Below are 11,803 nucleotides of genomic sequence, written 5' to 3'. Positions count from 1 at the left end.
ATGGGACATGGATGATCCAGATAATGTGAACCCCGATACGTTACCTATTTCGGGTGAGCTGAAGCAGCGGCTGCACCTATGGGAGTGCGCTTTCGATGAGACGCTCGATTTGGTAGATCACACGAATATTGGATTTCGCAGCGAACGACAGTATAGTGAATTCTATGACCTAGGTTGGGAATTGTTTTTTCGATTACAGGCTGAACTACCTGAGTTCGAATGGTGGTACCGCGATCGAAGATATGAACACCTTTTAAATCGCAGGCCGTAGCGAAGCGTCTGTAGTGCAACCCTAGGGTGATGTAGTCAAGTAAAGTTGTGGAGCTTCATGCCTCGGCATGCTAGAGCCCGCCTGATCCGGTAACATTCACACAATCTGGCTTACTTTATCTCCAGACTTTCCATCCTCCTTACGACGGTCCCGCGAAGAAACTACCTGTGGCAGGTCAGGGTCATTTACATCGAAAGGCAGGCCCATCGAATGAAATATAGATCGCCGGAACACCGTACAAGAAGGGAGATCACCGAGATCCTCTCTGATAAGAAAGCGACCCCGGACCAAAAGATTTCAGCCGTCCTGTCCGCCGTTTTCTACGGGGACAGTGTTCCATTCGCGGGCGATGTGCTCATTAAGGAGTTTGAAACCGCAAAATACAAAGAGAAGATATGGTTGAAAAACATTTTTGAAACATTTTACGGGATGTGCCGTACGGCATATCGCATCGACGAAAGCATTCAACTCTTGGAAGAATACAAGGACGAGAATCCTCACAGCGAAACGAACATAGAAGAAACAATCGACGCGCTGAATGAGTATAAGGCGATGTTCGAAAGGATGTAGTGACCCGCCCCACCTCCGCGGGCTCGGGCTCGGGCTCGGGCTCAAGCGATGGTGACAGAAGGACGTTAGGCATAGCGGTCGAATTCATCGGCGTCGCTCGACACTCCCAGTGGACAAGCCTTCGTCGACAGACCGCTTTCTAGGCTCGCAGATAACGGCCATGCAGGGACATTTTTCGGCCCGCACTGCAACTTCATCATTGAGCACTGACTCATGGAGGTGAGGTAATAGATGCTTGAAGATTTGGAAACCTTGAAAAGCGATTTCTTTCTCTATGCCCGGAGACGGGGGGCAGATTTCGATGAGTTTCCACTTGGGACCAAGCCGGACAATTTTTTTGGGGGGGGGAGGCATCTTGAGATCAAAGCCAATGGTCGCTTCGCAATTGTCGGTACGGACAGAAAAATCGAAACGGAGAGAAGAGAAACTTATTCAAAATCCGAATTGTTCAATTGGTTGATTGAGCTCTATGCCTGATCAACAGTCCAACATTACAAGGCGCAATGCCAGACCGGGCTGGGGGTAGGTATCGATTTCAGTAGAATGATTGAAGCTAGACACACCTGGGTCAAGTTCCTTAGCTTAACGAGCAGACGAGCTTGATGTGGAGGTGTCAAGCCTTCTGGGTTTGACAATTGTGGGGATCGCAAGTGCGTTCGCCATCACATAAGTTCCCAACGGGAGATAACTTCAGCACACCTGTTTGCGATCCCCCAATCAGACACGGCAAAGCGACCGAATATTTGTGGGAGGCCGGGAGGAGAAGTTTCAGTTGTTTGGCAGCGTAGAAAAAGATCGGGCGGATGTTAAACCCTTGTAATGATATAGATGCAGTTGTTTCGTCGCACGACCTCCATAAAAACGTAGCCGTTGGAGACTACTCCGTTCATCTGTACGTGGGACAATCTGCGGATAGACTTGGATCAGAAGGGTCGTTGAACTTCATCATCCTTGGACCAGAGGGATCGGCGTTCACTTTGCCCCTAGCATCATTGCGCCACGCGTCGGTAAGGGTTTCAAATCAAGATGCTCTACTAGAGCCCAACTCTAGTCCGGTTGTAGGTGTGTGGGTTGAGGGCGGAAAACTGTGCGCTCAGCATTGGGACGGTTATCTATCACGCTTTGACATAACGACTGGACAGCTAGTCTCACAGGAATTTACCAAGTAGGCGATGTCAGATTGTTCGGACTTCGATCTCACCTCAAGGCTTTCTCCGTCCTCGAGGTTCGCTCCGGCGGCTTCGTGCATCCTAGCCAACTAGGAGAAAAACCTTTTCATATCGAGGGTGACGCATGGGTCGGTTGGACGACATTAACAGCTTAACTCGATGGAGTTGCAGATGAGAACCGCTGCGACACTCAGCATCGCCACGAATCGATGACTACCAGAATGCCGACGAAGAAAACGAGTCTACGTTTTCAGATAGGGCTGACTATCGCCGCGCTCACATCGTTTTTAGTTCGCGGCTATCGAATTTGTGGCCGATGGGGTTTCGGTCCAGTGCCTTTTGAAGCGCGATGGACTCCTCGCGGACACGCTCAATGCTCGCCACGCGGTTGAGGACGAGAAGCGCGAGAGGAGGAATGAGCTTCGCCGGGAGGACGTTGCCAACTCCAATTTTAAAGCTTGCCGGCAAGGCGAACATGATGAGTCCGAAAATATACTCATCGACAAGAAAATGCGTAAGCGCGGCCGCTATAGATTTCAGCCACTTCGATTCAACCCCAACGGCATTCTTAGAGTGCATTCGTAGTGCACGTGTTTTTGCGCGTTCAAACCGAAAAACAGCGGGCGTGTAGGTGACGTGGATTGGTGATGAAGATGCGCTTTAACCGCTTACTCTTTCAACTCTATCCATACCGGCGCATGGTCGCTGCTGTGATCCCACGCTCGAACGTGCTTGTCGACATCAGCTGCGATAAGGTCGCAGGCAGCTTCCGGACTGAGAAGGAGGTGGTCGATCCTGAGCCCGGCATTTCGGCCAAAAGCGTTTCTGAAATAGTCCCAGAATGTGTAGATCTGCTCGTCGGGATGAAGATGCCTCAAAGCATCCGTCCACCCCTGCTCAACAAGCGTTTTGAAGGCGTTCCGCGCTTCGATGCGAAAGAGTGCGTCGTCTTTCCACCGCTCAGGTTTGTAAACGTCAAGCTCTGTCGGCATGACATTGTAATCGCCGATAAGGATCGATGATATGTTCAGTTCGAGAAGCTCGGCTGCGTAGGCGCGCAACCGTTTGAGCCATCTGAGTTTGTAGTTGAATTTTGGTCCTGGATAGGGGTTGCCATTCGGGGCATAAAGACAGCCGATCAGTATTCCATCGACAATTGCTTCGATGTAGCGGCTCTGGTCGTCTTTGCTGTCGCCTGGCAGTGCACGTCTGGTGAGATGAGGTTCCTGCCCCTTAGCCAGGATCGCCACACCATTCCAGGATTTCTGCCCAAGCCAGACAGCGCCGTAGCCAGCCGCTTCTATTGCTTTGATCGGAAACTTGTTCTGCGGCGCTTTCAGCTCTTGAAGACACAGAATGTCAGGCGACGCTTCATCGAGCCACCGGATAAGGTTCGGCAGTCGCCCGTTCACGCCGTTGACATTGTAGGTCGCAATTTTCAAGCGTTGACCCCGTGGATGACGCGCGAATACGGAGCGGCGCATCCGATCTAAACTGTTGGCAGGCTGATCTGGTGGCGCTGCGGACTTGAACGAGCCCACGGCGAAAGACCAAGCGTAAGAAGCTCGATCTTGTCATCTCAAATTTAGTGATCCGCGGCCGAACTGAGCGTGCGGTGTGGCGCCGTTTCTAAACGTCCGGCGTCTCAACCGCGATCGGTATCACCGTTCTGGAACGTGCGGCGACCGTCACCTTTTGGCGGATCGAAGTCTTCCACCGGAGACTGTACCGGTTCAACCGGATCATGCGCGACACCGTCCGCAGCGGGCCAGTCATTGGACGGCTCGTGCACCTGCTCTTTATCGATCGTTCCGGTCGATGTCGGCGGAGAGACACCCCCGCCATGATCAGCCGACCATGTTTGCGGTGTCGCCTTTTTGTCGTCATTGGATGTGTTGGTCATGGCTTATCTCCTAAGTTGCTAAAGCTAACACAGTGGGACGGTTGTTGTTCCAGAGCAGGAAAAATGCGCTGCCCGTCACTTTCCGCGGCTGGATGCCATCACAACGGACGTCAACTCTCGGCCACGAGGTGGCCTTTAGACACTTCACGAAAACGAGCAGGCATCACCTTGTACTCGACCGGGCGTATGGGACTTTTCAGTTCCTCGACAACAGCTGCGCTTTTTACGCGTCTGCGTTCCGGGTCTGGCACCGGCACGGCAGACATAAGCCGCTTGGTGTAAGGATGCTGCGGGTTCCCGAAGACGGCAGCGCGAGGGCCAATCTCGACAATCTCGCCCAGATACATGACGGCGACGCGGTGGCTGACACGTTCGACCACGGCCATGTCGTGGGAGATGAACAGGAATGCGAGGCCAAGGCTTTGCTGAAGGTCGAGCATCAGATTGATCACCTGCGCCTTGATCGACACATCCAGTGCCGAGACGCTTTCGTCCGCAACGATGACCTTTGGCTGGAGCGCCAGTGCACGTGCGATACAGACACGCTGTCTCTGCCCGCCGGAAAACTCGTGCGGGTATCGACCCGCCATATCGGGTGTTAGGCCCACTTTCGTCAGCATGTCGGCCACGACATCTTTCGCCTCTTTCGCACTTCCCATTCTGTGCTCGAGAAACGGCTCGGCGATGGCCGCGCCAACTGTCATGCGCGGATTGAGCGAGGCAAATGGATCCTGGAAGATCATCTGCACGGATTTGCGCATCTCGCGCATATCGTGCTTGCTCAGTGCCAGCACATCGCGGCCCTCAACGATAACGGAGCCGCTATCGGGTTCGATAAGCCGCATGATGGCGCGGCCTGTCGTCGACTTGCCACATCCCGACTCGCCGACAAGGGAGAGCGTCTCCCCCGCCTGAAGATCGAAAGACACGTCTTCCACGGCATGCACGCGGCCGGTGAGCGTGCCAAAGAGGCCGGAATGAATATCGAAGCGCTTGGTGAGATTGCGAACTTCCAGCACCGGCCGGCCTTCGACGACCGTGTCCTTCACTTCCACAGGCACATCGGACTGACCTGTCGTGACATCCACCACCGGAAAGCGCAAAGGTCTCTGGTGGTTTTGCATCGAGCCAAGCACTGGCACAGCGGACAAGAGCGCGCGGGTATAGGGATGTTGGCCACGATGGAAGATATCGGCGGTCTGCCCGGTTTCCACCTGCTCGCCCCGATACATGACGACCGTCCGGTCGGCGATCTCGGCGACTACCCCCATGTCGTGGGTGATGAAGAGGACGGACGTTCCTTCCTCTTCCTGCAGCATTTTGATCAGGTCGAGGATCTGTCCCTGAATGGTCACGTCGAGTGCCGTGGTCGGCTCATCGGCGATCAGCAATGAAGGCTTGGTTGCAAGCGCCATCGCAATCATGACGCGTTGGCGCATGCCGCCGGAAAATCGGTGCGGATACTCATCGAAACGAGAGGCGGCGGAAGGAATGCGCACCTTCTCCAGAAGGCGGATGGTCTCGGCACGCGCATCCGCCTTGCTCATCGGCAGATGAGAAAGCAAGGCTTCGGAGATCTGGTCGCCGATGGTCAGCAAGGGGTTCAGGCTCGTCATCGGCTCCTGAAAGATCATCGCGACATCATTTCCGCGCACCTTGCGCATCTCGTGCTCCGGCAGCGCAAGAAGATCACGCCCTCCCAGCATGACCTTGCCTTCGATCTTGCTCATGTCAGGTTGGAGCAAGCGCATGATGGAGAGCGAGGTGACCGATTTGCCGGAGCCGCTTTCGCCGACGATCGCGACCGTCTCGCCAGGCATGACCGTAAAGGAGATATCGCGGACCACCGGCCTCCAGGCACCATCGACAAGGAAGGATGTTCTGAGATTTTCAACGGCAAGAACCGGGCCGGTGGCCGGTGCAGTCGCGGTCTTGTTCAGGGCGTTGGACATCATCATCGTCGATCCTCGTCAATTCGTTGGAGTGGCAGGCTATGCGACCGCTCCGGGCCGCACGCTTGCTCAGTCGGGCCAGCGCAACGCACCATCGAAACGATGGCGGCTCAGATCCTCGAACGGCGTGGCGATGACTTCGTTCGAGGCACGCGCCTTATCCAGTTCTTCCGCCAGCCGTGCCGCGACGATGCGCTCCTGGCCGGGGTGAAGATTGCAGGGATCGAGGTAGAAGTAGTGGTGCTCTACCTCATGGTCGCGCACGATGATCGGTGTCGGGCCGCTGCGAAGGCGTGCGGCAAGATCCCAGGCAGTGATGTGAGCCTCCTGGGGAGAGACAATCACCCGCATACGATCCAATGGGTTGTTCGTCGGGTCTGGCTCGATCAATGCGGTGATGCCGGGCCGATCGGAAAGCGTCTCCTTCCACAGGTTCAGATAACCCGTCTCGCGCTCGCGTATCCCCACATGGTCACGCTTTTCCCAAGCTTCCAAGGCCGCCATCACACCGAAGATGCTCTCCTTGCCCACCTTCATGCCGCGACCAATTCCCATGTTCTGGAGAAAGGCATTGCGCACGAGTTCCTTCTTGCCGGCCACGATGCCGGAGGTAGGGCCGCCCAGAAACTTGTGGCCGGAATAAAGCGCGATATCGGCCCCCTGTTCCAGGAAAAGTCGCAGGTCGTATTCGGATGCAGCATCAACGATAACCGGCACGCCCTTGGCATGCGCGATCTCGACAAATTCCTTGAGATTGAGGAGACCATAATCGACAACGTGGTGGGAAACGACATAGACAGCCGCTGCAGTTCTGTCGGTAATCGCGTTTTCCATGTGATAGCGATGGGTGGAGGTTGCCTGGCCAATCATCACCACCTTGCCGCCCGCAAGCCGGATCGACTGATCGACAGGCGCGCCATAGCTGACCATATGCCCCATTTGCACCAGAACCTCGTTTTTCGGGGTCGAGGTCTCCGGCAGTTTTTCGATCGCCAGAAGGTCGGGGCCAGTGATGGTGGCGGCCACCGCGAGGCTAATACCAGCGGAGCAGGAGGCAGTAACAAAGCCGGCTTCACCGCCCGTCAGCCGAGCAATGACTGCACTTGCCTTGCGCTGCAGATCATTGATCTCCACGAATTGCGGGAGGATCGCCGCCATAGCCTCGATCGCTTCGGGAACCACGATGGACGCGCCAAGGCTCGTCATCGTGCCGGAAACGTTGATGACTGGCCGAAGGCCCATCTTCGTGCGGATATCGTCTGACATTCTCATCTCTCCAGTTTGCCAGCCTGTCTGGCGCATGATTTCTGTTGCCCCGCGCCTGGCTATGCCATAATAACGCAATAGGTTCTTTGATGTGCGGGAGCGTGAATTGGATATGACGTCTTCATCTGGTGATGCCCTCGAGCTTTCGTCTTCCGAGGAAGGCAGCAAGGCGCGGCGCTCGCGCGTCAGCGGCATCGACCGCGCCATTCAGATCATTGATCATCTGTACGAAACGGGGGCTCCGGCCGGTGCATACGCCATTGCCAAGGCGGTGAAGGCACCGCTTTCGACGATTTATGCGATCATTGACGACCTCGTTGAAAAGAACATGCTGGCGCGCAACGACGATGGCAGTATCTGGCTTGGTGCGCGCCTCTATCATTACGGCCTCGCCTATGCTCGCTCGCTGGATTTCATGAGCGTCGCGATGCACGAAATGCATGATCTTTGCCGCGCGGCCGGTGAAACGGTGCAGGTTTGCGGACGCGACGACGAGCATATGCTGGTCCTCGCCATGGCCGATGGCCCCAGCCATTTTCAGGTTGCCTCGCGGGTTGGTACCCGCGTACCCCTGAACTGGACGGCGTCTGGACGCCTTCTTGTGGGCCATATGCCGGAAGAGCAACGCATCGATTTGTTCAAGCGCGGAGCCCGCATCTCGCCGACGGGCCGCGCTACCATCGACGCCAAGAGCCTTTCGGACGCCGCGCGCAAGGCCTTCGAAGAACGTCTGTCGATCCAGGCGGGGGAATCCGACTACTCGGTCGCCTGCATCGCCTCGCCCATTGTCGACAACCGCGGAGACTGCGTTGCGACGATTTCCATCGTCCTTCCCGAGCAGAAAGTTATGGCCGACAAGACCGGCTACGCAGACCGCGTGAAAGCGTCGGCCGCAAGGATCGAAAAGCTGATGGGATGGCGCAACCACTAATCGTCTCCTTGCCGGTTAATCCTGCAACGCAATGATCGCTTCGATTTCGACGGTGATGTTTCCCGGAAGCGAGCCGAACCCGACAGCCGAGCGGGCATGCCTACCAGCCTCGCCGAAGACGGCGTTGAACAGGTCCGAGCAGCCGTTGATAACCTGCGGGTGGTCCTTGAAGTCCGGTGAGGCATTGACCATGCCCAGCAGCTTCACGATCCGCTTGACCCGGGATAGATCGCCGAGCGCCTCATTCATCACCGCCAGAAGATTGACGCCGGTCAGCCGCGCATCTTCATAGGCCTGCTCGACCGAGACATCCACGCCCACCTTGCCGGTATGCATGAAACCATTCGCCTCGCGCGGCCCCTGCCCCGAAAGATACAACATGTTACCTTCGACAACGTGGGTGACGAAATTGGCGATGGGCGGTGGCGCCGGTGGAAGGTCTATGCCGAGTGCGGCAAGCCGATCGCGCGGCGTCTCTGCTTTCGCTTCGATCTTGATCGGGGACTGTGTCACGCAAACTCCTGTCATCTTTTCATTCATTCCAGCGGCGATCCGCCATTCTATCGGTACGAGTAGCCGTGGCTGTGGCGCACAAGCTTGCGAGCGCATGGTATGTAACGGCTCGCGGCAACGGCTTCCCCACCGATGACGGCATAGCGCGGCTCAAAGAGCTGCTTCAGCACCGAGACGTCGCCGTTGGAGTCGGTTGCCTCCAGATCGGAATCGACCAGATCGAAAATGGTGAAATCGGCGCGCGCTCCGACGGACAGCCGGCTCTGCATGTCAAGCTTGATGACTTCTGCCGGCGCATGCGTCACAGCATTCACCACCTTGTCGAAAGGCATTCCGACCGACAGAAGCTTCGACATGGTCGTTGCGAGATCCCAAACCGGGAAGTTCATCGAATGGCCGTGCAGGTCGGTCGAGATGGAATGGGGCAGAAGTCCACGCGCAATCGCCGCCTCTGCCACCTTGAAGGAGAAGGACGCGCCGCCATGGCCGATATCGAGCCGGACCCCTTCGGATGCGCAGCGTTCGGCCAGATTGAACAAGTCCTCGTCTTCCATGATCGACGAACCGGATTTGCCGTTAAAGCAATGGGTCACGACGTCGCCGGGGCCTAGGATTTCCAGCACTTCATCATAAAGTGCCGGTGGCTCGCCGACATGAACCATCATCGGAACTTTGAGGATCTTGGCGATCTTCTTGCCGAGCTTGACCGGTGTTACGCCCCAGGATCCGGTGATGACATGGCTGGCACGAACCTTGATGCCGACAATATGCTCGCTGTTTTCCGCATAGCATTCCAAGATGCGGTCGAGATCGATATCCCTGATGTCGCGCAGTTCCGCAACGCGGTTGCAGGCAACAAGACCGATCGAACCAAGGTTGAGGAATGCCTTGATCCGCTCTCTGGACGGCTCAATGATATATTCGCGGAAGCCATGGAAGTTCGCTTCGCCCGCAGATCCTGCATCGACAAGCGTCGTGACGCCGCGCTCGGCACCGCATTCGGACGGACGGATCGAGATGTCTGTGCCGCCGTGCCAGATATGGACGTGCAGATCCACCCAGCCCGGCGAGATCCAGGCACCTTTACCATCGATCACCGTTGCCTCATCGGACGCAAGCGCTTGTCCGATGGCGGCAATGTTGCCGTCGCTGTTCACCAGAATGTCGGTAACGGCATCTTTTCCGCTTTCGCCGAAAGCCATGGGCTTGACGTTCTTGATGAGCAGTGGCTTTGCCTGTTGGCCGGTCATATTACAAATCCCTTCGCAGTCTTGGATCGAGCATGTCCCGCAACCCGTCGCCGACCATTTGCAGCGAGAGAACGGAAAGAATGATGGCGAAGCCGGGGAAATAGGTCATCCAGTCGGCTTGCCCGATATATTGGCGGCCTGCGGCAATCATCGTGCCCCAGGTCGGAATTTCCGGGCTGACACCAAGCCCGAGAAAAGAGAGGCCTGCTTCCGCCAGCATGGCGCTGGCAAACACGAAGGAGGCCTGCACCAGGATCGGCGACAACAGATTGCGCAGCACATGGCGCGTCATGATGTGGAAGGTCGATATCCCAAGCGCCTGGGCCGCCTCGACATAGGGAAGCTCCCTGATGACAAGGGTCGAGGCGCGCACGATGCGGGCGAGGCGCGGCGAATAGACGATGGAAAGCGCGATGATCACGGTGGTGAGCGATGGCCCAAGGGCTGCAACGAGCGCAATGGCGAGAAGAATATCCGGGAACGCCATCATTGCATCGATGAGGCGTGCAATCGGTGTGTCCAGCCGCTTGAAGAAACCGGCCAGCAGACCAAGCGTCACACCGATGATCGCGGACAAAGAAACAACGGACGCGCCCACAAGCAGCGACAATCGGCCTGCATAAATGGTGCGCGAGAAGACGTCGCGGCCAAATTCATCCGTGCCGAACCAGAAGGTTTCGCTTGGCGGCTTGAGGCGATTGACGATGGACAGCTTGGATGGCGAGTAAGGTGCAATCCAGGGCGCGAGCGCGGCCAGAAGTACGAAGATGATAAGCACGATCAGGCCGAAGGCCACCGTTTTTCGTTTCAGAAACCGTTTGAAAAACTTCATGCCTTCGCTGCTAGAAGGGGTCGGTGTAGTTGTAGCAATATCCGTCATCGGTTCCCGCCCCCTTTAATAGCGCACGCGCGGATCGATCAGCAGGTAGAGCATGTCGATCGCGAAATTGATGAGGACGTAGAGCGCTGCAATGACGAGAAGCGCACCTTGAATGACCGGATAGTCTCGTCGCAGAACCGCGGAAACCACGAGACTGCCAACGCCTGGAAGCCCGAAGACCGTCTCGGTGACGACAGCGCCTGAAATAAGCACAGCAGCCGTCAACCCGAGAACGGTGAGGATGGGAATGAGCGCGTTCTTCAACGCGTGTTTCATCACCACCCGCCGTTCGACCACACCCTTCGCCCGAGCAGTGCGAATATAATCGTCACCAAGCACATCGAGCATTGATGCGCGGGTGAAGCGGAGGATCAATGCCGACGACACCAATCCGAGTGCGAAAGCCGGAAGCGTGAGGTGATACATGCGATCAAGGAAGCTTGAGCCAGGACCACCATAGCCCGAGACCGGGAAAAGATTGAGCCGCACCGCAAAGAACTGCATGAGGATAAGCCCAAGCCAGAAGCTCGGAATGCTGGCCGCAAGCATCGCAACGGTCGTTGCAGCCTGGTCCACGAAAGATCCGCGGCGATAGGCGGCGTAAATGCCAATGGGCAAGGCGATGACACTGGCAATCAGCAACGAAAACAGTGTGAGAAAGAAGGTCGGTTCAGCGCGATCAAGCAGCGCCGTCGTGACGGGCATATTCAGGAAGATCGACTGCCCAAGATCACCTTTCAGCATCTGGCCGATGTAGTAGAAATATTGCACGGCCAGCGACTGATCGAGCCCCAAACGCGTTCTCAAATCAGCAATGTCTTGCGCTGATGCATCCGGGCCGAGCATGACGGCTGCCGGGTCACCAGGGGTAACGCGCACGATGATGAAGACGATCGTGACGACGAGAAACATCACGACGATCATGCCTGCGAGGCGCTGGAGAATATATCGTATCATGGGCTTGGCGTTCCCTTGCCGCAGGGTAAAGGAGTCTGCTTGGGTATGCGTTGCTGGACTGAGTATCAGGGTTGCGCCAACTCTCTCTGCGTCCCGTTGGACATGAGATGAACAATGGCGCGACGACGCTCGCTCGATGGA

The 11,803-nt window shown here is 56.5% G+C and carries 12 protein-coding genes; 3 read left to right on the top strand and 9 right to left on the bottom strand.

Going from position 1 to position 11,803, the window contains the following annotated elements:
* Positions 1–481 precede the first annotated feature (481 nt).
* On the top strand, positions 482–841 hold the full coding sequence (locus PVA19_RS12730; protein ID WP_274102756.1) for a hypothetical protein: 360 nt from the start codon (positions 482–484) through the stop codon (positions 839–841).
* Positions 842–1,072: 231 nt separating this feature from the next.
* A complete protein-coding gene (locus PVA19_RS12725; RefSeq protein ID WP_274102755.1) occupies positions 1,073–1,318 on the top strand; it encodes a hypothetical protein in 246 nt (81 codons plus the stop codon).
* Positions 1,319–2,286: 968 nt separating this feature from the next.
* Here PVA19_RS12725 and PVA19_RS12720 read toward each other — a convergent pair.
* The 5 genes from PVA19_RS12720 to PVA19_RS12700 form a co-directional block, all read right to left on the bottom strand.
* Complete coding sequence (locus PVA19_RS12720; RefSeq protein ID WP_274102753.1) at positions 2,287–2,487, bottom strand: hypothetical protein; 201 nt, start codon at positions 2,485–2,487, stop codon at positions 2,287–2,289.
* Positions 2,488–2,678: 191 nt separating this feature from the next.
* Entirely contained in the window at positions 2,679–3,452 is a 774-nt protein-coding gene (gene xth / locus PVA19_RS12715) for an exodeoxyribonuclease III (protein WP_274102752.1), read from the bottom strand.
* Between the two features lie 203 nt (positions 3,453–3,655).
* Positions 3,656–3,913, bottom strand: coding sequence for a hypothetical protein (locus tag PVA19_RS12710; RefSeq protein WP_274102751.1), 258 nt, complete (start codon positions 3,911–3,913; stop codon positions 3,656–3,658).
* Between the two features lie 110 nt (positions 3,914–4,023).
* Entirely contained in the window at positions 4,024–5,865 is a 1,842-nt protein-coding gene (locus PVA19_RS12705) for an ABC transporter ATP-binding protein (RefSeq protein WP_274102937.1), read from the bottom strand.
* Positions 5,866–5,934: 69 nt separating this feature from the next.
* On the bottom strand, positions 5,935–7,131 hold the full coding sequence (locus tag PVA19_RS12700; RefSeq protein WP_274102750.1) for an aminotransferase class V-fold PLP-dependent enzyme: 1,197 nt from the start codon (positions 7,129–7,131) through the stop codon (positions 5,935–5,937).
* A gap of 112 nt (positions 7,132–7,243) precedes the next feature.
* Between PVA19_RS12700 and PVA19_RS12695 the strand changes: the two genes are divergently transcribed.
* A complete protein-coding gene (locus tag PVA19_RS12695) occupies positions 7,244–8,062 on the top strand; it encodes an IclR family transcriptional regulator (protein WP_274102749.1) in 819 nt (272 codons plus the stop codon).
* Between the two features lie 15 nt (positions 8,063–8,077).
* Here PVA19_RS12695 and PVA19_RS12690 read toward each other — a convergent pair whose 3' ends face one another.
* The 4 genes from PVA19_RS12690 to PVA19_RS12675 are packed head-to-tail and all read right to left on the bottom strand — an operon-like array spanning position 8,078 to position 11,662.
* Entirely contained in the window at positions 8,078–8,590 is a 513-nt protein-coding gene (locus PVA19_RS12690) for a RidA family protein (protein ID WP_274102747.1), read from the bottom strand.
* A gap of 32 nt (positions 8,591–8,622) precedes the next feature.
* Positions 8,623–9,825, bottom strand: coding sequence for an amidohydrolase/deacetylase family metallohydrolase (locus tag PVA19_RS12685; protein ID WP_274102746.1), 1,203 nt, complete (start codon positions 9,823–9,825; stop codon positions 8,623–8,625).
* A 1-nt stretch (position 9,826) separates the two neighbouring features.
* On the bottom strand, positions 9,827–10,705 hold the full coding sequence (locus PVA19_RS12680) for an ABC transporter permease (protein ID WP_274102745.1): 879 nt from the start codon (positions 10,703–10,705) through the stop codon (positions 9,827–9,829).
* A gap of 15 nt (positions 10,706–10,720) precedes the next feature.
* A complete protein-coding gene (locus PVA19_RS12675) occupies positions 10,721–11,662 on the bottom strand; it encodes an ABC transporter permease (RefSeq protein WP_062442384.1) in 942 nt (313 codons plus the stop codon).
* Between the last annotated feature and the right edge of the window lie 141 nt (positions 11,663–11,803).

Origin of the sequence: Agrobacterium sp. CNPSo 3708 (genome assembly GCF_028674915.1) — a bacterium.
GTDB lineage: Bacteria > Pseudomonadota > Alphaproteobacteria > Rhizobiales > Rhizobiaceae > Agrobacterium > Agrobacterium cavarae.
Note: the sequence above shows the minus strand (reverse complement) of the source record. Positions and strands in the feature narration are given on the sequence as shown.